16 protein-coding genes are annotated in these 24210 nt (G+C 44.6%); 9 read left to right on the top strand and 7 right to left on the bottom strand.

Features of this window, described 5'->3' with window-relative positions; genetic code table 11:
* Positions 1-49: 49 nt before the first annotated feature.
* On the top strand, positions 50-1435 hold the full coding sequence (locus tag E2R66_RS08575) for a protoporphyrinogen/coproporphyrinogen oxidase (RefSeq protein WP_133228758.1): 1386 nt from the start codon (positions 50-52) through the stop codon (positions 1433-1435).
* A gap of 324 nt (positions 1436-1759) precedes the next feature.
* On the opposite strand, the gene E2R66_RS08570 is transcribed toward E2R66_RS08575, so the two are convergent.
* Together E2R66_RS08570 and E2R66_RS08565 are read right to left on the bottom strand one after the other, a co-directional pair.
* On the bottom strand, positions 1760-2116 hold the full coding sequence (locus E2R66_RS08570; RefSeq protein ID WP_133228756.1) for a GNAT family N-acetyltransferase: 357 nt from the start codon (positions 2114-2116) through the stop codon (positions 1760-1762).
* Positions 2117-2290: 174 nt separating this feature from the next.
* A complete protein-coding gene (locus E2R66_RS08565) occupies positions 2291-2497 on the bottom strand; it encodes an SDR family oxidoreductase (protein WP_133228755.1) in 207 nt (68 codons plus the stop codon).
* Between the two features lie 492 nt (positions 2498-2989).
* Between E2R66_RS08565 and E2R66_RS08560 the strand changes: the two genes are divergently transcribed.
* The 5 genes from E2R66_RS08560 to E2R66_RS08540 all read left to right on the top strand — a co-directional run bounded on the left by E2R66_RS08560 (position 2990) and on the right by E2R66_RS08540 (position 18353).
* Positions 2990-3817 carry a hypothetical protein gene (locus E2R66_RS08560; RefSeq protein ID WP_133228753.1) on the top strand — a complete coding sequence of 276 codons (828 nt, stop codon included), beginning with the start codon at positions 2990-2992 and terminating at the stop codon, positions 3815-3817.
* An 11-nt stretch (positions 3818-3828) separates the two neighbouring features.
* Positions 3829-5784, top strand: coding sequence for a T9SS type A sorting domain-containing protein (locus E2R66_RS08555; RefSeq protein WP_133228751.1), 1956 nt, complete (start codon positions 3829-3831; stop codon positions 5782-5784).
* A 24-nt stretch (positions 5785-5808) separates the two neighbouring features.
* Complete coding sequence (locus E2R66_RS08550) at positions 5809-15309, top strand: SpvB/TcaC N-terminal domain-containing protein (RefSeq protein ID WP_133228749.1); 9501 nt, start codon at positions 5809-5811, stop codon at positions 15307-15309.
* Between the two features lie 3 nt (positions 15310-15312).
* On the top strand, positions 15313-15555 hold the full coding sequence (locus E2R66_RS08545) for a hypothetical protein (RefSeq protein ID WP_133228747.1): 243 nt from the start codon (positions 15313-15315) through the stop codon (positions 15553-15555).
* 206 nt (positions 15556-15761) lie between these two features.
* Complete coding sequence (locus E2R66_RS08540) at positions 15762-18353, top strand: T9SS type B sorting domain-containing protein (RefSeq protein ID WP_158288363.1); 2592 nt, start codon at positions 15762-15764, stop codon at positions 18351-18353.
* Positions 18354-18425: 72 nt separating this feature from the next.
* Here E2R66_RS08540 and E2R66_RS08535 read toward each other — a convergent pair whose 3' ends face one another.
* From E2R66_RS08535 to E2R66_RS08530, 3 genes are read right to left on the bottom strand one after another with little or no spacing between them, the layout of a single operon-like run.
* Entirely contained in the window at positions 18426-18731 is a 306-nt protein-coding gene (locus E2R66_RS08535) for a hypothetical protein (protein WP_133228743.1), read from the bottom strand.
* Between the two features lie 4 nt (positions 18732-18735).
* A complete protein-coding gene (locus E2R66_RS28295; protein ID WP_158288362.1) occupies positions 18736-19008 on the bottom strand; it encodes a hypothetical protein in 273 nt (90 codons plus the stop codon).
* Between the two features lie 22 nt (positions 19009-19030).
* Positions 19031-19336 (bottom strand): hypothetical protein, encoded by a 306-nt coding sequence (locus E2R66_RS08530; RefSeq protein ID WP_134737916.1) that lies wholly within the window; start codon positions 19334-19336, stop codon positions 19031-19033.
* 270 nt (positions 19337-19606) lie between these two features.
* On the opposite strand from E2R66_RS08530, the gene E2R66_RS08525 reads away from it, so the two are divergent.
* The 3 genes from E2R66_RS08525 (at position 19607) to E2R66_RS08515 (ending at position 21793) form a co-directional block, all read left to right on the top strand.
* The gene (locus tag E2R66_RS08525; protein ID WP_133228741.1) at positions 19607-20428 is read left to right on the top strand and encodes a hypothetical protein; all 822 of its coding nucleotides are present in this window, start codon (positions 19607-19609) and stop codon (positions 20426-20428) included.
* Between the two features lie 68 nt (positions 20429-20496).
* The gene (locus tag E2R66_RS08520; protein WP_133228739.1) at positions 20497-21072 is read left to right on the top strand and encodes a HEPN domain-containing protein; all 576 of its coding nucleotides are present in this window, start codon (positions 20497-20499) and stop codon (positions 21070-21072) included.
* 364 nt (positions 21073-21436) lie between these two features.
* Complete coding sequence (locus E2R66_RS08515; RefSeq protein WP_133228737.1) at positions 21437-21793, top strand: RNA recognition motif domain-containing protein; 357 nt, start codon at positions 21437-21439, stop codon at positions 21791-21793.
* Positions 21794-21887: 94 nt separating this feature from the next.
* On the opposite strand, the gene E2R66_RS08510 is transcribed toward E2R66_RS08515, so the two are convergent.
* Both E2R66_RS08510 and E2R66_RS08505 read right to left on the bottom strand, forming a co-directional pair.
* On the bottom strand, positions 21888-22418 hold the full coding sequence (locus E2R66_RS08510; RefSeq protein WP_133228735.1) for an ORF6N domain-containing protein: 531 nt from the start codon (positions 22416-22418) through the stop codon (positions 21888-21890).
* Between the two features lie 67 nt (positions 22419-22485).
* A complete protein-coding gene (locus E2R66_RS08505) occupies positions 22486-23703 on the bottom strand; it encodes a site-specific integrase (RefSeq protein WP_133228733.1) in 1218 nt (405 codons plus the stop codon).
* Between the last annotated feature and the right edge of the window lie 507 nt (positions 23704-24210).

Below are 24210 nucleotides of genomic sequence, written 5' to 3'. Positions count from 1 at the left end.
TTATCATTGATTTGGACCCATTATCAATCCTATTGTTTAATCAATCATAATGAGTAAAAACCCAATAAAAATTGCAGTTTTGGGTGCGGGGCCCGCCGGGCTGACCACAGCCCATCAGCTTACAAAAAACGGCTTTGTTGTTGATGTTTACGATACGGCTAAAGAAGTTGGCGGTTTTGCCAAATCGATCAGACTATGGGATAGGAACATCGAAATAGGACCTCACTTTTTAGACGTGGGTAACAAGGCAGTCGTGAAGGAATTGGTACTAACAGCACTTGCCGGAAAATACAAGCCGTATGAGCGCCGAACATTTATCCTTAGCTTAAATAAACTTTTTATATACCCTCCAGGCCCGGCAGATCTTATCAAAAAACTTAGCGTTAAGCAATTATTAGCAGCAACAGCCGGTATGCTAAAACAAGTGTTCTCTGCCCCAACGCCTAACGATGGTACTGCCGGCATATTTGTTAAAAAATATCTGGGCGAATTTTTGCACAAAAACTTTTTCGAAAGTTTTTGTACGAAGTTATGGTCGCTAAACGGCGACCAGGTATCAGATGTTTTTGCTAAAGCCCTCTTAGGGTTTAATGACTTTTCTTCGCCGGTACGTTTAATCTCACGCAAATTAACGCAGCGGCTCCAACTAAAAAAAGAACCTGCAAATTACATTTATCCCACCAATGGCTTTTCCGATCTGTGGAATGCATTAAAAACCCAAACTGAGCTACAAGGCGGAAAATTTTGTTTAGGGGTTTCCATCAATAAATTGGTATGCACAGCGTCCCGAGACAGCATAACTCAATTGGTTTTGGCCGATGGAACTACCAAGGAATATGACCTTATTATTTGCACAATCCCGGTTCTATCGCTAATTGGCTTATTAAAAACGCAGGAAGGCCTCTCTATTATACCACACGCAGCAATGACCTTCAGGAGTGACATCCTCGTATATTTAAAAGTACATTTTGACCAAGCTGCCGAAGGCCAATGTATTTATATCTATTCAGATCTGATAAAGATTACAAGAATCACAAATTTTAACGAGTTTAAACCTGATGAGTCAGACACCTTTAACATACTTTTAGTTGAAATATGGTGCGATAAAACTGACTTGATATGGAATTACGGCGATAGTGATTTAATGCTTTTTTTGGAGCAGGAAATAAAAAAAACCAATTTATACATCAATTTAAATGTAATCGATCATACCATAAAGAAGGTTGCAGATGCATTCCAGGTTCCCGATTTAAATCTGGAGGATAGCCGGGCTAAGCTGTTAGATCAGTTGGTCGGGTTTAGAAACCTTTACATTACCGGCAGGATAGCATCCTTGCATTTTAATTATGGGATGGAAAATGCTATTGATGACGGCATTATACTAGCGGAGGAAATCACCAAAAAGTATCAGCCAGAGCTGTTACAACCGGATTGATCCGTGATTTATACATTTCCTTCTACTTGATTAACAATAAAATAAACCACCAACGAAGAGGGCGGGTGACCGATTTCTATCATCAAACCAGCGTTAGACCTCCGATTTCGCAAAATAACTGCAGGGTCCGATTCGATAATGAATTATTGTTGGTGTCTGCCGTAGAATTAGGATACAACTAAGCTCCACGCTTAAATGAAAGGTGACCCGGCAGTCAACTCTCATAAGCCCGCAAAAACCATCTCGCAATTTTTGATTCATACATTGAGGACTGTTGCATGAATCGACACGTGATTCGTTTCGAAAGAAAATCTAAAAGCCTGTTCAATGCAGATCGATGACCATTATTTTCTCTGTTCGGTTGAGTACATCCATTTGTTTTGGAGCGGCTTTATCCTCAAATCCGAGTTTATAATAAAGTTTATGTGCCTGTGGCATAGACATCGTAGTTTGCAGCCATAATTCTTTCGCATCGTTTTCCCGGCATCTGCTGATACAGCGTTCAATTAATTTCGTAGCAACCCCTAAGCCACGAGCCTCGGGATAGACGAAAAGTTTTGCGAATTCAAAACTATCCTCATCGAGCCTTTTCAATGCAACTTTCCCCATACATTTATCGTCCAGCATAGCAAAAAAAATAAAGCCGCCGTTGAGCAGATAGGCCTGGTCCGGATTGTGCACGGTAAATTGGTCTTCCGTTTCAAGCGTGCCTTTGAGTACTCCGGAAAGTCATGCTTTAACTAAACTGGTAAAATGATTTTTGAAGGATGGACGGTAATCTAAGATGGTTACAGTATTCATAATTGATTTTTATGTAAGTAATTTTTGCAAACCCTTATTTTCGCTGGCTTTTGTTTAAATAGTTCGGATCGTTCCGCCATCTATTACGAATTCGGTACCGATCAGGTAGCTTACCCTGGTTGAAACAAGAAAGGCCACCAGTTCGGCAATATCATCCGGCATTGCCGGCCTGCCCATCGGAATTCCGCCCAATGATGCTATAACGCCCTTGGTTGTTTCTTGAATAGAGTAATTTGCGCTTTCGGCAATTCGTTCCATCATTCTTTTCACGGAATCTGTTTGTAAATAGTCGGGAGAAACCGTTAATAGTGGACGCCTTTTGATGATACTTCGTTAGATAACCCACTGTAAACCCATAGCTGTATAAGACCGTTACCGTGCTACACGTGAAGCGATCGTTACGGATTATTCAAGCAGAGGCTTATCGGGCGAGGTATCCGGGGTATTAATGTACTAAGATAACGTCGATTTGTGTGCCGTTAATCGAAAGGATTGCAATAATGAACTTGTACGGTCCGACCAGGGGCTTCGCTGTACTCATTTAGTGTCAATGTTGTGTTGACGCCCCTTTGCAGGTTAAAACGCTTAAAGCTGCATTTTTGCTTACTTATGTCATTTAACAGCGAACGCATAATCCCCGTCATCTATTTGATGATTTACGCGGATATAATTTAATATTATTAAATACTATTAAATTAAAAAAATCTGTTGTAACTTGACCCCTATTACGTTACGGCCTAAACCTGTTAAATCATGCTACTTAAATCAGCCCCTTGGAAATTATTTTCCGTTTTTTTACTTTTTGCGCTAAACTCATTTGCACAAACCGATAAATCTAAATTCGGCATCAATGCCGATGCCAACCGGCCCATTTGTATACAGTTTGGAATAACCGGGGGTACTTCTATACAAAAGTTCGCTGGGCTTACCTCTCAGGTAAGTTACGTAAACACACAAATACTTAGCGAAGATTATTTTAACGATCAATATTCTCTTGACCAAAAATTGAAAAATGGCGCACATTATGGTGTTTTTTTCAACATCATCGCCAAAGCCCCGGTATCTTTTTATGTAGAAGCTTCCAGCTCGGCGCAAGAGTCTGACCTGGTTTTCGTAAACAGGGAGAAGGATTTTGGCTACGATATGCAATTTAAATATAACTATTTGAATTTTATCGCCACCATGCGCTATTACCCGCTGATCAACTACGATCACGAAGTGTTTAAGGGTATTTACATCGGTTTTGGGTATCTTTTTGGGAAAAATACTGCGCCGGATAGCATCGTCTATAAATCTAATGGCGCAGGCTACCTCCCCGCCTTTGGCACCGATCTGGTTCAGCAACAACAGCTGAGGAATGTATTGAAAGGGCGCAACGATCAGGGCCCCGTGTTTGAATTGGGTTACAAAGTACCTTATGTACCGCTTGAGGTTGGCGTAAGATACCACTGGGGTACAAAAGACATCATAGCTGTGGCGCCAAACCCTTACAATTTTATCGAAAAACAAAATCAGATTCATATTATACAGCTGAGCTTGAAGTTCGATATCGTGCCGCTCTTTAGGCCTTACAATCCTTAATTCTATTCTTGATGAAAATAACAAGATGTTTTCTGTTGTTTCTTGCGGCCCTACTTGCGGATATCAGCGTTTTTGGGCAGCAACGTATTTCGCCGGGAGGTGTTAAAGGCCCTTTGGTATGGTTTGCAACCGATAGCAACGCCGTAAAACCGTCGTTCCGTAGCTTAATCGGAATTAAGGATTCGATATTGGTAATGCGTAACGCTGCACCGAATTTATCAATGAATTTCCATCCGTCGCTCTCTTTTAAAGGCACTGATTCGCTGTCCATACCGCTTGGCGATAGCAGCCTGGCGAGCGCCACTTTTTTTTTCGTTTACCGTTCTCAAACACCAAAGGCAGAAGGGGCTGTATGGTATTTATCTAAGCATAACAAAGCCGGGCTTATATCCACAACCAGCAGGATGGCCGATTTGGAAACGTATCAATACATGAATTTCAGCGATCTGTATCCCACTAACGCCAAGGTATCAACTTACATGCACCAAAAAATAAAGGATACTATACCTTCGAGCCAATTTCTTAAAATTGGGCGCAAGCCTGTTTCGCCTTCGCTGCCTATTTACGCTTTTACCGGCCTTATCCCCGAGGTAATTGTTTATAACAGGGTGCTAAGTTCCCTGGAGCGCCTGAAGGTAGAATCCTACCTGGCTATAAAATATGGCGTAACGCTCTCTGCCCCGTCTGCCACTTATTTAAACAGCAGCGGAAAGATTATTTGGGAAGGGATGGCTTACACCAATTATTACCACAACATCGCTGGCATCGCGCGCGATGATTCGTCAGGTCTGGTTCAGCCTAAAGCAACAAGCACCAATCAGCCCGGCTTGCTTACCGTAACAGCCGAAAAGCAATTGCAAAACAATACCTCGCTTGTATGGGGCGATAACGATAAATCATTATCGGAAGGGCCCAAAATCCTGGGGATGCCAACACTTTTGCAAAAAAAATGGCTGATGGTTACCGTTAACAACAATAAGCCCTTGTCTGCCGAAATCGTATTAAATACAAAAGATATAGACGCACCTACGCCTGCCGACCCCGTTTACTGGATGTTGATAGACAGAAGCGGTACCGGAGATTTTACCCTGCCCGCAACTAAATACGTTAAAATGAGCAGCCTGGATAAAGATGGCAAAGCGCATTTCGAAGGCGTATCATGGGGCTCCAATCCCAATCATTTAGATATAGTGGCCTTTACCGTTGGCAATAACTTACTGGCCACCATCACCGCTAACAGTCCCGATTGCGGCGGTGCAAATAATGGCAGCATCGCCGTGAAAATCAGCGGCGGAGTAGCACCTTTTAACTTAGTTGTTACCAAAGCAAACGGCGAAACAGTTGCTGCTAAAAGCTTAAGCAGCATGACCACCGAAACTATAAATAAGCTTATTGCGGGTAAATATTTTATTAAGCTTACAGATGCCATGAATGCCAAATACAGCGATTCGGTTTACCTGAATGACCTGCACGGCCCGCAGCCAATAGCCCTCGCCCCGGCTTACGCCTTACCCGCAAACGGCATGCTGTTTATTAAAGCAGATTCGCTGATGCCGCCGGGTTTATCCTACCAGTGGACGGGGCCAAACGGATTCAGTTCCTTTAATGCCGACGTGAGGTTAACCAAACCAGGCACCTACACGCTCAAATGCAGTAATGAGGGGTGCAGCTACCTGCAGGATGTAACGGTAACGCCCTACCCGACGGGCTTGTTTACCGATAAGAACGTCACCATCTATCCCAATCCGTCCAAAGGGGCCTTCAGTGCAGGCATAACGCTGGATGCGCCCGGCGACGTAAGAATGCTGATACACAGTTCAGACGGCAAACCAGGCGGAACGCCAATACAGGGCAGCGGCAAGGCAAACTATACATTTACCGGCAGCATCAACAATAGCGGATTATTCCTGCTCGAATTCCGGACGAACACAGGCGTGGTTACCAAAAAATTAGTTGTTATTAATTAAAGTTCTGATGGCAATACGGTTATTATGAATAAAAACACCTGCTTCGCTTTTATTGGATTGTTTGTATTGAGCATAGGCTTTGGGGAAACTTTGAAGCTATTGCCCAAAAAAAGTGCCGTTGTACCCAAAACCAAGGCGACTACCCCAGCACCGGTCGTAACAAAAAGAACAGTCGAAAACTTTTTTAATGCCGATATATCGGGCGGCGTTATTGGTACTACCAACGAGTTACGTGCAGATGCAGCCTATGACAACATCTTTCATATCAGGTTGCCGCAGTTGCCAAAAAGCGGCGAAATAGTTACGCTAAGGTACCGTTTGAAAGGCGTTAAAAATAATGCATCTATTGCGCGCAGTGTAAATGATGCACAGGCCACGGGCGGGTATTTAACCGAATTAAGCGGTGACTGGACTGCGCAAAAAGAATATTTAGCTACTGTTACTTTACGCAAGGGAGATAATGTTGTGCGATTTGGACTACCCTCAGACGCCGGCTTTAATTACGAGGTCAAAAACGTATCATTGGTGATCGAGCAGGTGGAAAAAAAGAAGGCCATCTTTCTAAATTCAGACGGTGGCCGCTATTATGGCTCGCATGCATACCTGAGCGGCGTACTTAACACACCAGCCAGGTTGTTTTTTAATAATGTACCGGTTACCGTAAGGCAGGGTGAGTTTGAAATTGTAACAACCGCTCCCGAAAAATCAGTCAAACCGTTTTCGGGCGTGTTGAAAGCTATTCTACCCTCCGGTGAAGCAATTGTTAAAACCATCAACTTTACAGCCACCAAAACAAGTGCAGTTTATCATACGCCCGGTGAAAAAGGCATCAGTAATACCGGTTTATACCATGTAGCGGCAGGCCTATCCCTTACCCTTAAAAACGCCGGTGTGCAAGCCTCTGTCAATATCCCTTCGGGCGCTTTGGCTGCCAACACAAACGTATCTATCACCGCACTGCGTTATCAGGATACGCCGCCCGTGGGTACGGATATGGTGAATGTAACCAGCGGGGCCGTTGCTTATCGTTTTTTACCGCACGGCAGCCGGTTTGCAAAGCCGGTTTATCTACGCCTGCCTGTAGATAAAACACTATTGCCGGAAGGTTACACCACGGCCGATGTGCAAACTTTTTATTTCGATGAAACAGCGCGTAAATGGGTAGCCTTAAAAATCGACACAGCCGCTGCTCAGGGCGAAACAGCAGGCGCGGTAACTACCCATTTTACAGATATGATCAATGCGATCATCAAAGTGCCCGAATCGCCGCAAACACAGGGTTACACGCCTACGTCGATCAAAGATTATAAAGCCGCCAATCCATCCGCCGGTATTGACATGATTGCGCCGCCCGATGCAAACGATATGGGTACGGCATCACTATCATACCCTATAAAATTGCCAAAAGGCAGGCTTGGTATGCAACCCAACCTAAATTTGCAATACAGCAACGAAGGGGGAAACGGCTGGTTGGGTTTGGGTTGGAGTCTGCCGGTTGCCGTAATAGATATTGATACACGCTGGGGCGTGCCACGCTATGATGCCACATTGGAAACAGAAACGTACACCATGGGCGGAGAACAGCTAGCGCCCCTGGCCAACCGTACTGCATATGTAGCCCGCGTAACCGAACGGCAGTTTCATAGCAGGATAGAGGGCTCTTTTCAAAAAATCACCAGGCATGGCAATAACCCTATGAACTACTGGTGGGAGGTTACCAATAAAAACGGTGTAAGGAGTTTTTACGGCGGAACACCTTCCACAGGCTTGATAGATGCTGCCGTACTAAAAGACGACGCAGGTAATGTGGCGCATTGGGCCCTTGTAGAAACCCGCGATCTGCATGACAACTTTGTTGCTTACCAATACCAAACTATTTTAAATACAGGCGTTGTCGGCGGCACGGTACCGGGGAAGCAACTGTATCCTAAAGATATTACCTACACAGGCTCGGGCAGTACGCCGGGTTTTTACAAAGTTGCTTTTACGGTAGGTAGCCCTAATTATAAGCGCAGGGACATTGAAATTAACGCCCGCCTGGGTTTTAAAATGGTTACAGCCGATGTACTCAATAGCATTGATGTAACTTATAAGGGGCAACTCATCAGAAACTATGTGTTCCTTTACCAGGAGGGGCAGTTCCACAAAACGTTATTGAAAGATATAAAGGCTAACGATGATGATAAAAGGTTGTTTTATACCCATAATTTTGAATATTTTGATGATACGAAAGTAAACGGAGCAAACGCTTTTTTGGGTAACGTTGAGGATTGGAGCCCCACAAACGACCATATACAGGGCGGTTTGCTAAATCCCCTACCTAAATATACCGATCAAAGCTCGGCCTTAAGCACGGTTAAATCAAGCTCAATAGGCGGAGGGCTGGCGCTTACCATCGGCATAGGCTACTCGCAGGATAAATCGTTTAGCGTAGGCGGTGGCGTAGGCTATCAGGGCGGTGGTAATGAGGGCTTGGTTACCATGGCTGATATAAACGGCGATGGCCTGCCCGATAAGATTTTAAAAAAAGACGGCGCATTGTACTACCGGCCCAACCTGGGCGTTTTAGCACATTCTTTTGGCGATTTACACCCAATAACCGGCATCGGGAACTTTAGCAGTGGAAACTCCCGTACTATAAAATGGAATGTGCAGGCGGTGCCGCCATTTGGTTTTGTAGGGTACGAGCGCAGCACAACAACCAGCACCACAAGCGAGTATTTTACAGATTTTAATGGCGACGGGCTCATTGATATTGCATCGAACGGGCAGGTTTATTTCAATCACCTCGATAAAAATGGTAACCCGTTTTTTGAACCCTCAAGCGCGGCAACGCCAAGCCCTATTGTGCCCTTCGGCAGTATAGATAAGCAGTTTTTGGCTCCTGATCTGGCACTGCAGGCAACACAGGAAGCCGATTATCCCTTGCAGGATGCAGTACGATATTGGAAAGCCCCTTTTAAAGGCAATATTACCATTACCGGCCCGGTGCAATTATTGCCGGTCAATAACTCGGGCCTGGTTAATGCTAAAGAAGATGGCGTGCGGGCAAGCATCCAGCTAAATGGTGGTAATCCGAATTGGAGTACAGTAATAGCTGCGGGCGATTACAGCATAAAAACCCCTTCGAACGTAAGCAATATATCCGTAAACGCGGGCGACCGGCTTTACTTTAGGGTGCAATCTGTTTACAATGGCGATGGTGATAAAGTAAAATGGGATCCCGTTATTACGTACCAAAATACACTTGCGCCTGCAATTGATGCCAACCACAGGGCAAGTAATAAATACCAGGCATCAAAAGATTTTATCCTGCATAATAAAAAGGGTGTGTATATGGCCTCTGCCGGCAATATAAAAATAGATGGTGATTTTATAAAAGGAGTTACATCAGATACTGCAACGCTAATCATCAGGATTATAAAATCGTCTGGCGCAAGCAACGTACTTTATACGCACAGTTTTAATAACCTTGCCACTACGGCGGCGCCATCCGTAGCTAATGTACCTGTAGCTGCTGGCGATACGGTAAAGTTTTATATCCAAACAGATTCTTACGTGGATCGCGCCGCATTTAAATGGAACGCGCATTATGTGTACACCTCTTTTGATGATAATTCGCCCGTTATTAACGCCAACGGCAAACCGGTAGTAGAGGGTTATGTTGTGCCCGACAATACGAATTACAACGAATGGTATAAAAAAGCACCTGTATTTTCGCGCGTAACGGCAGATACGATTGCCCTTGTACCCGATGTAATAGGCAGCGGTGCAGCAAATGGCAAAGTGGTATTTACCATAAAAGGCAATGATACCGTATACGCCAAAAAAATACTTTCGTTAAGCGGGGGGGCGGTTACTAATATGCCCGATACCATTAAGCTCATTTTAAAACCCGGACAGGAGTACTTTTTTGATTATGCCGCTACAGATCATGCTTTGGCCGAAGCCCTTACCCGCAGCCGGGTGGTTATCCATACAGGCACCGCAAAAGCTACCGTGGAGGCCAATATCTACACTAACCCCAAAGATGATTTGTTTGGTCCGTTATTTAGAGGGTGGGGGCAGTTTAGCGTCAAAGGTGTAAAGGAAGGTACCGCGCCGATTGATGAAAGTAAACTCAACAACGATCAGTATAAAAATTATCCTAACGACCCCAATAACTATCCCGACCCGCAAAGTTTGCAGGGCTTTGCCAACCCCACCAGCTCTGATTTTATAACCATGTTTGCCGATGCCCAACGGCAAGCGTGGATGGGGCTTGATACCGCCGTGTTTGTTAGTGATGCAATGGCAGGTAGTGCCAGGCTTTTTTTACACGATGTATCTGTAGACCCGCTCATGACAGGATCCGCCCTACAGGCAGCAGCCAAGATAAACTCATCTACCACCAAAAGTTTTACCTACGGCTTTGGGCTAAACAAGAGCGAATCAACATCTGATAATACCACCAAATTAGACATGATGGATATGAATGGCGACCGTTATCCCGATGTGCTGAACGAAGATAATGTTCAATACACCCAGCCAAACGGGGGGCTCGAGCCGTTTATCAAGTCATCTCACTTTTTGGGTGGTTCGTCTGGCGAGGGAAAAATGACTGGTATTACTTTAGGCGGCGATTTTTTAAAAGCTGCCGGTACTAACAAAACCGCTTCAACTGCGGTGGATGTTATTCAAAATGCGCAGGCATCATTTGGGATATTTGATTTCGGCAACAGCAACACCCAGGAAGGCAACACCACCTGGGCCGATGTAAACGGCGATGGATTGCCGGATAAGGTATATAAAAGCGGATTGGTGGCTTTAAACCTTGGCTACCGTTTTGCACAACCCGAAAACTGGGGAATTACAGCCATAAGTAAAAGCAGCACGAAGGCCGACCAGGCAGGGCATAGCTTTAACTTTTTCGGTGGTTCATGGGAGGGGGGCTTTGGCCTTTCCCGGTCAGAAGATACAGGCTCCTTTATACTATCAGATGTTAATGGCGATGGCCTAACGGACCAGGTTTATCAGGATGGCGTACAGTTGAATATAGGCAACGGCTTCGATCAAAAAATATCCTGGTCCGATTTGAGTAATTTCAGCAATAACGTCTCCACCGGCGAATCTTTGAACACCGCATACACCATTGCTTTTAATCCGTTTTTCTTTCTGCCAATTAAGATATGTATTAACCCCTCATTCAATATCGGCCACAGCGTATCGCGCGAGCTGGATCAGATAACAGATATTGATGGCGATGGTTATCCGGATATCCTGCATTCAGAAAACGATGGCGATTTAAAGGTTAGGCGCTCGTTAATCGGCCGCACCAATATGCTTAGCGTGGTGCGTCGCCCAATGGGCAGCTTTTTCGCGATAGATTATGCGCGGCTTGGCAATACCTACCAAATACCTCAAAACAAATGGGTGCTAAAAAACCTGAAGATTTTTGATGGTGTAAGCGGCGATGGCGTTGATACCATGCGTAACACTTTTACTTATCTTGGTGGCCACTACAACCGGCACGAAAGGGAGTTTTATGGCTTTGATACCGTTATTACAAACCACCTAAACACAGCAGATAACGATAAGGTTTACCGCAGCAGCGTTCAGCGCTTTATCAACAGCAGCTATTACACAAAAGGACTGATGATGGCCGAGTGGCTGCAGGATGGCGACGGCCATCGTTTTACCGAAACTGATAACCTGTATGATATGCGGCAGGTAGCCGGCGTGGAAGATGTATTTTTCCCGGCGCTGGTACAAAGCACAAAGCTTTTTTATGAAGGGCAGGCAACCGCAGGAGTAAGCACTGCTACCAAGTTTGATTATGATGCCATTGGCAATATGACCGATATTTTTGATCAGGGCGACGGGACCCCTGATGATATCATACAAGCTAAAGTTACCTATCATGATAATAACGCGCTATACATAAAAGGCATCCCGCAAAGTATTGAAGTTACCACCACCGAAGGGCTTAAACGCAGGCGCAGCACCAGCATAAGTAACCTGGGAGATATTACACAGATAAACCAGTACCTGGCCGATGGCAGTGCATCTGTGTACGACATGACGTACGACCCTTACGGCAACCTGGCACAAATTACCCGCCCGGCCAACGCCACTAAGCAGCGGATGTTTTACAGATACGTTTATGACGATGCCGTGCATAGTTATGTAACCAAGGTAACCGATGCCTACGGCTACAGCAGCACCAGCAATTATGAATACCGTTTTGGTAACGATACCCTAAACGTAAGCATGAACAATGAGCTTACGCGGTTTACCATTGATAATAAAGGCCGCATAACCAGTATAACCGGCCCGCACGAAATTGCAAGCGGCGATACCACCATAAGCTTTGAATATTACCCTACCGAAATTAATAAAGTACCCTATGCCATTACGCATCATTTCGATCCGCAATATGGCAGGGGGAATGATATCAGCACCGTTACTTTTATGGATGGCCTGGGCAGGCCCCTGCAGGTAAAAAAGCAGGTTGCTATTTTTGGCGGTAAAAACAAGGCCGATATAGCCAAGCTGGTGGTTTCGGGCAGGGTTAAGTTCGATGCTTTTGGCCGTAGTATTGAGAACTATTACCCCGTTACCGAAGATGCGGTATTTGGCCGGTTAAGCCCGCTTAATACCTCGTTTAATACAACCTACGGCAACATCAACAGCAAAACCACTTACGATGTGCTAGACCGCACACTTACCGAAACACTTGCTGATGGGGCGCTGAGCAAAATGGCCTACACCATTGATAACAGCTTTTTTGTAACAACGGCTACCGATGCGCTTAATAACATACGGCAAACCATAAACGATGTACGCGAACGTAAACGGGCAGATAAAGCTTTAAGCGGCCCGGCGGGTACCATCACCACTAAATTTGATTATAACGCCCTTAGCGAATTGGTTAAGGTAGAAGATAATAACGGCAACACCACTAAATACACTTACGATAACCTGGGGCGTAAACTTACGGCTGAGTACCCAGATGCTGGCCTCGTAAACTTTGCTTACGACCTTGCCGGTAACTTAACCCAAAAAATAACCGCACAAATACGCAAAGAAATACCCAACGGCGGCGCCATTAACTACCAGTACGAATACGAGCGTTTAATTGGGATAGATTACCAGCGCCAGTATCAAAACAAGGTAACTTATAAATACGGGGCACCGGCCACGGGCAAATCGCAATTGCAGGACGACCGCGCCGGCCGCCTTATACTACAGGAAGACGCCAGCGGCGGGCTGGAGTTTTACTATGGCCGCCTCGGCGAAATTACCAAGCAGATACGCACGGTAATGGTAAGCCCTATATTTTACACCACCTACGTAAGCCAGCAGGAATACGACACCTGGAACCGGCTAACGTACATGACCTACCCCGACGGCGAAAAGCTAACCTACCATTACAATCACGGTGGCACGCTTGATAAAATTACCGGCAATAAAGAAGGACAGCCTTACAGCTACGTAAACCAATTGGGTTACGATGAGTATGAACAGCGCGTGTACCTGCAATATGGCAACCTTACCGAAACCACCTACGCCTATGATAATTTGCGCAGGCGTTTAACTACACTGAACGCAACTACCGCAACAGGCCGGTACATGATGAAAAATAGCTATCGCTACGATTTCCTGAGCAATATCCGCAGCATTACCAACAGTGCCGATGCGCAAAAAGATAAACTTGGCGGCGGCTCGGCACAAACTTACGGGTACGATAACCTCTACCGGCTGGTAAGTGCCAAAGGCAAGTACATGGGCCCTAAAGATACCGTAGAGTATTCGCTTAATATGGCGTATGATAACCTGTATAATATTACCTCAAAAACCCTCAAAAACCCAAAACCTGCCGATAGCTACAAACAGGATTATACCTATGCGGCAACTATACACCAACCAACTAAAATAGGCACAAAAGAGTACACCTACGATTTAAACGGCAACCAGCTAACCTTCGGCAAGCGCGAAAACTTTTGGGACGAAGAAAACAGGCTGATGGCCGTCATCGATAGCGGTACCCAAAGCCGGTACACCTACGATGCCGGAGGTGAAAGAATCGTAAAAAGCAGCGGCGGGCTGCAGGGCAACTGGGTAAACGGCGCGCCCGCAGGTACGGTAAATCATTACGATAATTATACCGTTTATGTAAGCCCCTACCTGGTATGCAGGCGGCTAACGTTTACCAAGCATATCTATATCGAAAGCCAGCGCATCGCCACTAAAATAGGCAACGGCCAGTTTCTGAACATATCGTTCCCCGAGTCGGCGCTTACGGCAGGAAGTATAAACTATATCAACCGGGCCAAACAACTACAGCGCGACCGTATCTTGTACTACGGCCAGGAGAAAGTAAGTCCCGGCCCGCCTACCAGTAAACTGTTTTTTGCCGAGCCGCAGAATAACGGTATTGCCGCACCTGTTTTAATAGATAGTACCAATGCCGTACCAAAAGGCTGGCCGGGCAATACTACCCCGCCCCTCGGCGGGCCACCCGTATATACGCAACCCATCCCGGGCAATGATTCTGTATTGGCCGGTTACGGTTTTGTAGATACCGCAAAAGTTAAAGTAGAAAATAACCGCTATTTTTACCATTCGGACCATTTGGGCAGCACGGCCTATATTACCGATGCCCTTGGCGAAGTAACACAGCACCAGGAATACTCGGCCTTTGGCGAAACTTATGTAGATGAGCATACCGGCAATTACCTTTCGCCCTATCTGTTCAACGCAAAAGAAAAAGACACCGAAACCGGGCTTTATTATTACGGTGCTAGGTATTATAACCCGCAGCAAAGCCAATGGATAAGCGTAGACCCGATGGTGGATAAATATCCGGCCTTAAGTCCGTATAATTACGTGTTGAATAATCCGGTGAAATTGGTGGACCCGGGAGGCAAAGATGTAAAAGAATATCTTGGAATTGCTGCATCAACTGCCCTTAATTTTTCGCCTTTGGGCGAAGTCAAAGGCATAGCCGAAGCTTACACAGGGCGTGACCTAATAACCGGCCAAAAATTGGCATGGTGGGAGCGGGGCTTAGGTGTCATTCCTGTTGTTGGCGGGTTAACAAAAGCCGCAAAAGCTGCGAAAGCTGTAAACAACGTTGCGCATGTTGCAGAAGAGGCAAATGGAATTGCTAAAGCGGCTGAGGGCATCCAAAAACTTGAAAAAGCGGAAGAGGCCATTATTACAACAGCAAAAATCGGTGATGACGCTACGGTTGTACGCGGAGGACTAAATAAAGCAAAAGATATAGAACGGGGGACTGGAAAACACCCTTCCGGAATTGTTGGGGTGTCGGTTGAATGTGGCAATTGTTCAGTTAAAGAATTGTCAAAAGACTTGCCACACGGTAGTGTCGGTGTAACTACAGCAGGCAAAATAAGAGAAGCAGGAGGCGATGTGGTTAGAACAAGTGGGCGTAGCCCAAATCATGCTACCGTAACTGGACTGTCGAATGAAAAGGCCAGCGAATTATTAAATCCCGTAATTAAAAACCCTAATAAACAGTAGTATATGGAAAAAGGTGTAATCATTTTCGCTGACTTTAATAACGCTGATATGCAGGGGCGCGTTCGTTTAAATACAAGAGGAACATTTGAAGATATTAAAACATTCAATATCGATTTACGGCCTGGACTAAATGTGGTTTTAGATGATAAAGATGAACTTACAATTGAAGGGGTACTCGAATTCTCAGAAGAAGAAAATATCTGGGTTGCAAAAATAAATTGGAATGAGTTTAACAAGCCAACTTGATGCATTTGTTTTTGACGGGAATGAGCAGAAACACCATAAGAAAAATTGGCAAACTAATGTCTATAAACGCTTGATAGGGGTTGGTCAATCAATCCACAAACCTCGCCATCTATTTAATTATGCGACGCGTAAATGCAATATCATTAATTCCTAGTATTTTACTTTTCTGGAAAGTTCGTATTTGTATGTTGATCATATCAATGATCATGCCTATTAGAGCAACTTTCGCTGCTCCTAAGCTTGGTTATTTTAATCGAAAACAATATGCTTCTCGGAAAATTACTCTCCCCTTTCCCGATACCCTCCGCCTCAAAACTTCTGCCGTTACCCAGCCGGTAATTACGCCTTTGCCGGGGCCGGTTGTTTTAAAGTTGAAGGCAGATGGCACCTATGCGGTTACTTTTGATGAGTTGGCAACGGTAACGCCGGTAAATAATGTTATTACTAATGTTAGCCCCAATGTGCTTACCTGTAATGATCTGGGTGCAAAAAATATCACGTTATCGGCCCAGCTCATCCAGCTTAACCCGGGTAATGTTAGTTTCAACAACCCTGGTGTGTTGCTGGTAAATGCCGATGGCAGTATAATCGTGTCTGATAATGGTAACAATTCGCTCAGGCTTATTAGTAAGGATGGTGTGGTAACCACTATTTTAGAAGGCATATTGGGGCCAAGTGGTATTGCTAAAGATAAAGAGGGTAATATTTATGCGGTTGCAGCGGCCTATGACGAAATTTATAAACTGGCAGCAGATGGTACATTCAGCAAAGTGGCCGGTAATATCAATAATACCCAGCACTCTACCGATGGCAGTAAGGATGTAGCTACCTTTGCCGGCGTCTACGGCATAGCGGTAGACGATGCCGGCAACTTATACGTAACAGAATCGACCAATAAAATCCGCAAAGTAACGCCCGATGGCTCGGTAGTAACCATTGCAGGCTCCGAAGCGCACGGAACCAGCGATGGTATTGGTGTGCTAGCGCAGTTCGATAACCCCCTCGGCATTACTTTCAGCAGCGATGGTAACCTTTACGTGGCCGATGGTACCAACAACGCCATCAGGCGGGTAACGCTGCAAGGGGTGGTAACCACCATTGCGGGGAGCAAAAACTCGCCTGAATTTAGAAACCCTTCGGGCGTTGCTGCCGATGATAAGGGGAATTTATACGTTGCCGATCAGGACAATAGCCGCATCCGCAAAGTGGCAGCCGATGGTAGCATAACCACCATCAATTTTACCACTACCGAGGATATCTCTACCTTTGATAAGCCTACCGCCGTAGGCGTAGATGCCGCCGGAAACGTGTTTGTGGTTGATCATAACAACAATGTTATCAGGCGTATTACGCCCACAGGTGTAATGGAAACCTATGCCGGGAGTGCGCTGTATGGTAATAAGGATGGCAATGTTTCTGCAGCGGCCGGTCCGCCGGTAACGCAGCAGGTTGTGGTGCAGGTTGTAAATGAATCGCCCGAAGCAGAAATTACCATAACCGCAGAGCCGGCCACAGCCGCATGCGTTGGCAGTACTGTAAAGTTTACAGCGGCAATAAAAAATACAGGTGATAATGTAACCTACCAATGGCACCTAAACGGTGTAGATATAGCCGGGGCAACCGCCGCAACCTACAGCAACAACAACTTTACCGATGGGGACAAGATAAGTTGCACGGTAAAATTTAACGATGTAAACTGCGCCACCCCGAGGGAGGTTACCTCAGAACCTACGCCCGTAGTCGTAAATATGCAGGTAAGCCCGGGCATCAGTATTGCCGCCGATAACAAGTCGGTATGCGCAGGCACCCTCGTGAATTTTACTGTAACACCGGTTAACGGGGGCACTGCGCCACAGTTTCAGTGGCGGGTAAACGATATTGATGTTGCCGGTGCCAACCAAAGTACCTACAGCAGCAACAGCCTTGCTAATGGCGATAAGGTAACGTGCAAACTTACATCTGCCGCGCCTTGTACGGTTCCATCGCCCGATGTGGTTTCTGATGAAATAGCTATGCAGGTGTTACCGGTGATAACTCCGCAGGTGAGTGTAACCCCGCAAAGTCCCACTGCTTGTAAGGGCCAATTGGTGGTTTTTAATGCGCAGATAAACAACAATGTAAGTGCGCCAAATTATCAATGGCTGGTTAATGATGTGCCCCTGGGGGCCGATAGCCCGGTATTCTCAGGTACCGATTTTAACGATAATGATAAAATAACCTGCAAGGTAACAGCCGGTAAAGATTGCCGTTCAACGGGCGCGAGTATGCCTGTTTATATTAAAATAAACCCTTTGCCTTCGGTTACTTACAAAGAATTTAATTTTATACAAAAAGGAGGCTCTGTTAAATTAAGCCCCATCAGTAGTGAAGGCGTTGTTTCATACGCATGGATAAATAATACGGCAGGCTTAAGCAATACCACAATTGCAGACCCTATTGCCAGCCCATCAGAAAATACAACCTATACATTAAAAGTTACTTCGGTATATGGATGCGAGTACTTAAAAACGATTACGGTAACCGTAGCGCCTATTCTTAGCTCTGTTATTAACACTTTTACGCCCAATGGCGATGGCGTAAACGATGTATGGAGCATACCGGAGCTGGCCTTCTATACTAACTGCCGCGTTAGTGTTTTTAATCGTTACGGTATTGTGGTTTATTCGTCTATCGGCTATTCAAAGCCCTGGGATGGAAGTAGTAACGGCACCGCATTGCCCACAGGGACTTATTACTACATCATTTACCCCTTAAAAACCTCCGGACCTTTAACCGGTACAGTAACGATTATCAGGTAAATTAAAATCGATTCCGGCAATGTTGCATCTGCGGACGTCTTTGTAGATTAAAGGTAGAAGGTGTAAGCCGCGTTACAAATTTATAAAGGCTTCATCAATTTTCGCCTTTAAAGCGTGGGAGGCTCTGCCGTCTACTTGCAGAAAAATAACCAATTCTCGTCGTTCTTCCGTAGTGAATTTCACGGGATCTTCTTTATTTATTTCAAAGAAATATTGTTGAATAGTTGGTGAAGTAAGGATTAACCGCGACAGTTCTGTTTCCAACATCAGTTCCTTACTCGCCAACTTCGGTTCGCTATCATGACTTTTTCTTAAACCAAAGTTGATTCTAAAAAAAAGGGAAGTATGCGTTATCCAAGTCACATTTTCTCTCTTCAAGAAATTAAGGTGTGTGAACGGGAAAGTTCAATGGTGTATGAGCCTGCAAAATGCCATTTCCGTAGTAAGCCTTACAATCGACCCCTTTTGGTAGTTTTTTTCTTCCAGAGGAGAAAGGTGCATTTCGAATAACCTCAACAATCATAAAAGGTTCCGATAGCTTGTTGAGTTGCTCATAGCATTTTGCATAATATACGGCATCGGCAATTTGGGGTGTCGCCAATGAGGTGCCATTCCCCCTTATGCCAAATATCTTTTCTGCCGCCAAATCGCCCACGACACGTTTGGCGTAAAAGCAGCTAAAGCTGATAAGAAAGTAAAAGCGATAGCCGGCAGGCTGGTACGGGAACTACAAAGGAAATTACCGGTAGAAAGTTACCAAACCGATCTGGAGCTGGGCCACGGGAGCGGCGTGCATGGCCACGGCTCTTCGAGCTCCTCCAGTTCGGTTCGATAGAATTGATGTTTTGGTTGCTTTCGGTGGTGCGTGTGTCTGGCTCGGGCAGACAGGCGTTTATTCGCTCTTGCACTGTCATCCTTTGGGTCGAGCCGCTGTAGGTGATCTTTATCAGGCTGATGAATGACAAGGATACATTATGGGTCATGGAGGAATTGCTGAAATGCCCAGGATTGACCGCTGCCGGCTAATGGTTTTCTGACCTGGTCTGAAGAATGCAAGCGTATTTATACTGTTCCTGATAATATCCAGATTGATCTCGACATCTTTACGTCGCAGATCTACGAGGAGGATAAAACTAATGTACTGGCAAAAATCGGGTCAAATCTAAAAAAAGAATAAATCATTAACTTTTAGATAGATACACTTGTTCGCTTGTTGTTTTTTTGATATTTTTATAGAACCTATCACCTGTAACATGAAATCACTAAAAAAAACCTTCATCATCTCGCTCGTCGGCCTGAGCCTGACGATGTTGAACAAACCGGTCATTGCCCAAACACCGGGTGCAACCACTACCGCAATAACCGATTCCACAAAAAAACAAAATCCCGCTGCGGCAACGGCACCCAAGACCGTACCGCTAACCATACCAAAAGTTATCGCTATCAGGCCCGTCTATCTCAACATATCACAGGCGAAAAACGCGGTCTCTGATAATATCGATGTCAACAATAGTAATATTTCCGTAGCTGTCTATCCTGGAAATATCGTCAAATTCGTCATCAGCAATCCTAAAGCATTTTTAAGTTCCAGGCCGACCGACAATAGCAAAGTTGTGCTGTATGTAAACGGTGTGGAGATGAAAGGCATTACCTCCGACTGGATGAGCAGCATCACCAAGCTGCAGGTTACATCCGGCGACACTCCGGCACTCAGCGATTCCGCAGTAGTTTTCATATCCCTCAGGCGGAACGAAACTACGCGCGAGGCCTGGCGGTTTTTTTACGCCAACACAGATAAATTTTACCAGAACTTCGCTAACCTTAATGCATCGATCGGCTGGGAGGGCATGTCCGAACTGCAGAAAAAAGATGGCATCCCCCACATTACGATCATTCACTATCGTAAATCCATTTTTTATACATGGATCGTGATCTCTTTATTTTTCCTCGCATCGGCTGTTTATATCTGTAGCTTTACAGATGCGCTTCGGGACAGTGGAAGCGGCGCTGCTTTCAGCCTGTCGCTGAGCCAGCTCATGTTCTGGACCATACTGACCAAGTCAATAATAAGATAGAAGACAAGTGCAGGCCGCTATCGCATGTCTTTGCCTTTTCCCATAAGCTTTCAGGCTATGAGACGGCATTGACGGAGGAACGGCGATTCTTTATCGACGCGATAAGGAATGGCAGCTATGCGTACAGTTCCGATGATTTCGTGATGCCGGTATTACCGGAATTGTCAAAGGAAAGCATTGCAAAAAAAGCGGAACTGGATTATAAGAAATGGAGCAGTCAGGCAAATGAGTTCTGGTTGGGCGCGCAATATTATCAGGAGCGGAAAATTTATAACCTGGCGGCGTTTTGCATGCATCAAGCCATTGAAAGCGGCTTCATCGCCTTGATCAGTTCGGTATTAGGTTATAAGCTGCATGTGCACAACCTATCCCGTATGTTAAGGATCACCCTAATGTTTACGGATGAGATAAAGCAAGTATTTAGACTGGATACGCAAGAGGGCGTGCAACTCTTCGAACTTTTGCGGGAAGCTTATTCTAAAACGCGTTATAGCAGCAGTTATCAATTAGATAAAGCGGTAGTCGATAGCTTGACAAAAATTATCCCTGAATTCCTGGGCACAGCGGAAAAGGTATACAAGGATTTCATCGATAGTATAGAAGGGCAGGAGCATTTATCGCCTATACCTCCATCTGGGCTTTAAGTTTCAGGCTTTGATTTACGAAAATACTATCCATTAAATGATATTGGCAGCACCTGCGGCACGCAGCTTCATTCCACCACGCGCTGCCGCGCCGGGTTCCATTTCGCTGCAAGCCTCGGTGCGGTACGCTGATGTTCGCTGCGCTCACAACAGCGGTATTCAAAATATACGGTAACACTATCCACTGCACTGCTGCCACAAAAATAGCACCGCAGCAAGAACGTAAAGGCTATACAAGCGTGCCGCCGCTTTCAGCGGTGCACGGCCTTGACATTCTTGCTGCTTGCTGCTCTTGGTTGTTTACGCATTGCAATGGATAGGTGTGTGCTGAAAGAATACAAACCAATCTTATATTTGCAGGAGTATGGCAAAACTATTTATCGTCGGATTTCCAAGGGACATGGAAGAGATTGAACTTGTTGAATTGTTCAGCAACCACGGTATAGTTGATAACGTCACTGTTGTTACCAATCAAATTACGGGCGAAAACAAAGGTTACAGCTTTATTAGTATGGCAGGTAGGATAGGGGCTGATCGTGCTGTTGAAGCCCTTGACCAGGCTGAAATTGACGGGCGGGTAATCAGTGTTAGGTTTGCGGAAGATAAAACGCAAGCAGTTCGTTCACCGGGATACCCGGAAGTAGAAAAATCTGCGTCGGCCGGTCGATATCCGCGGCAAGCCACGCCGCGAGGGAAAAGGCCGCGCCTCCCGAAGCGATAAGAAGTCAATCGTATCGAAGTTATATATTTCCGCAACGGGTAATTTTCGGATGTTTTTAATATTTAGCTAGATGGCGTGCTGAATATATAAAGTGCTAAAATCCGTCAGGTTTAAATCCAATGGTTTTACGTGGATTCTGAATTTCTTTGTTATCAATTAATTCATCAAGATAACGGAACACGATTTCCATGCTTTTGTCTTGATTCTCAAGCTTGGACTTAATCTTTTCAATTTCCAACCGCAATTCGGTGTTATCCATTATCACTTGGCGAATATGTGTAAATATGCGTATGATTTGAACGTTTACTTTGATAGCCCTACTGCTGTTTAAAACGCTAGATAACATGGCTACACCCTGTTCTGTGAAAACCATTGGCAAGTATTTAGTATGTTCCCCTTGTTTTAAGGTGCCAATTTGGCTCCTTAAAATTTGATATTCGCCTTGTGAAAGCTCAAACATAAAGTCATCGGGGAATCGTTCAAGATTTCTTCTTACTTGTCTTTTAAGCTGTTTGGTTTCTACTTCGTACAATTTTGCCAAATCAAAATCCAACATTACTTTCTGGCCTCTTATGTAATAGATTTGATTCATGATTATTTCATCAGGTATTAATTGATTTTCCATTATTTTTTTGTCTTTTTAAAAATGATAATCTCTAAGGTCGCAAAATGTGACCTTAGAGATTATAAAACTAAATTCCAGCGTATTTCTGTTTAAGAGCGGCCATGTCCTGGCTAACTTTCAAATCCAATATTTTAGCGTAGTGCTGTGTGGTTTTAATATTCGTGTGGCCGAGCATTTTGCTAACTGTTTCAATAGGCACATTATTGGAAAGTGTAACTGTGGTAGCAAATGTGTGCCTTGCTAAGTGAAATGTTAAATGCTTAAATACATCAGATAAGTCTGCTATTTCTTTTAAATAGGCATTCATCTTTTGATTACTCAAAACAGGCAATAGTAAGCCCTGATTTTCACATTGCGGGTGCTCTTGATAGCGGTTCAAAATTTCTAACGCTGCGGGTAAAAGCGGTATCCTTGAAGATGTATCTGCCTTTTGTCGGGTGGTAAATATCCATTGCTCGCCATCCATGCCAATGCCAATTTCATTTCTTCTTAGCTTTTTAATATCAGCATAAGACAATCCGGTATAACAGCAAAAGACAAAGACATCCCTCACCTGTATTAAACGTTCAACAACAAATTTTTTATTGGCGATCGCATCCAGTTCCTGTTGTGTCAAATAAGTACGTTCTTTTGCTTTTGCAGACGATTTGAAATTGATGAATGGATTTTGTTTTAGCCAGCCATTAGCAATACAATGCTTAACTATTTTTTTAAGATGCTTAATGTATTTGGCAGCGGATACACCGGTGATTTTACAACTTGCTTTCAGGTAAAACTCAAAGTCAGTAATAAAAGCATGGTTTAATTGGCTGATCTCTATATCTGTTTTACCATATTTTTCTTGCAGGAAACCAGTAAGGTGTTTTTCAGATGTGTTATACCCTTTCAATGTATTAGGCTCAAAGCCGTTTCCTATTAATGCCTTAACTTTAGCATTGTGCTCTTTGAATAATTCCATCAGGAAACGGCTTTTTTGGTTCTTCCCTGTGAACTGATTATGCAAGTTTTCGGTTGTTACCTGCTGGTTTGAATCAATTAATACCTGGTGTGCATTCCGAAGTTTGGTTTGCAGGCTGTCGAGATAGTTGTTAAGTGACTTGATGTCTTCTTTGGTTCCAATTGCACGTCCCGCATGATTGTTCCATTTGGCCGGATCGCAATCGCGTCCTACAGATATATCCACGCGTTTGCCGCTAACAGTGATGTGCATGTAGACGGGCATCGCACCCCCTTTGTAGTTTTTTTGCTTTCTCAGGTAAAAAAGCAGATGGAAATTACTTTTCATAATTACAAGCTTAAAAGTGAAACAAAAGTAAGTTTGTAGCCTGCTATTATCAAGATGTTTAATGATTGAACATCTTGATAATCAATTAATTATGAGCAATTCGGTGCGTAGCATTTTCCCATTTAGGTACGCACCGAATTTGCGTCTTTTTTGTTGCAATTGGGTGCATAAAATGGTGTTTGATAGAAACAAAAAAACCTGCAATCATTTGATTTGCAGGTTTTTAGCATCTTTCGATATTGTTTTTCGTAGCCCGTAGGGGAAAGATATCGAACCGCTTTTTGAATGATTTGAAACGACTTGCCAGCTAAGTGAAACGTCGACGACATTAATGTCGTCAATCTTTGATCCTTTTACCTTATTGCTCATTGCTTGCAAACTATGAGGTTGAACTGGGTATCCCGGACTACTTTTCTTTTCAAAGAAAAGTAGCAAAAGAAACAGGATGAATCGCGACTTTCAATATAATGCCTTTTTCGGGTTCGAGTTGTGTTTTGCTAAGATTGG

The organism is Mucilaginibacter psychrotolerans (genome assembly GCF_004519315.1).
In the GTDB taxonomy this organism is placed as follows: domain Bacteria; phylum Bacteroidota; class Bacteroidia; order Sphingobacteriales; family Sphingobacteriaceae; genus Mucilaginibacter; species Mucilaginibacter psychrotolerans.
This window is presented reverse-complemented; position numbering and strand designations above follow the sequence as displayed.

Coding starts and splice junctions, on each gene's coding strand:
- E2R66_RS08575 (WP_133228758.1), top strand. CDS start 50: ATGAGTAAAAACCCAATAAAAATTGCAGTTTTGGGTGCGGGGCCCGCC.
- E2R66_RS08565 (WP_133228755.1), bottom strand. CDS start 2,497: ATGATGGAACGAATTGCCGAAAGCGCAAATTACTCTATTCAAGAAACA.
- E2R66_RS08560 (WP_133228753.1), top strand. CDS start 2,990: ATGCTACTTAAATCAGCCCCTTGGAAATTATTTTCCGTTTTTTTACTT.
- E2R66_RS08555 (WP_133228751.1), top strand. CDS start 3,829: ATGAAAATAACAAGATGTTTTCTGTTGTTTCTTGCGGCCCTACTTGCG.
- E2R66_RS08550 (WP_133228749.1), top strand. CDS start 5,809: ATGAATAAAAACACCTGCTTCGCTTTTATTGGATTGTTTGTATTGAGC.
- E2R66_RS08545 (WP_133228747.1), top strand. CDS start 15,313: ATGGAAAAAGGTGTAATCATTTTCGCTGACTTTAATAACGCTGATATG.
- E2R66_RS08540 (WP_158288363.1), top strand. CDS start 15,762: ATGCCTATTAGAGCAACTTTCGCTGCTCCTAAGCTTGGTTATTTTAAT.
- E2R66_RS08530 (WP_134737916.1), bottom strand. CDS start 19,336: ATGACCCATAATGTATCCTTGTCATTCATCAGCCTGATAAAGATCACC.
- E2R66_RS08525 (WP_133228741.1), top strand. CDS start 19,607: ATGAAATCACTAAAAAAAACCTTCATCATCTCGCTCGTCGGCCTGAGC.
- E2R66_RS08515 (WP_133228737.1), top strand. CDS start 21,437: ATGGCAAAACTATTTATCGTCGGATTTCCAAGGGACATGGAAGAGATT.
- E2R66_RS08510 (WP_133228735.1), bottom strand. CDS start 22,418: ATGGAAAATCAATTAATACCTGATGAAATAATCATGAATCAAATCTAT.
- E2R66_RS08505 (WP_133228733.1), bottom strand. CDS start 23,703: ATGAAAAGTAATTTCCATCTGCTTTTTTACCTGAGAAAGCAAAAAAAC.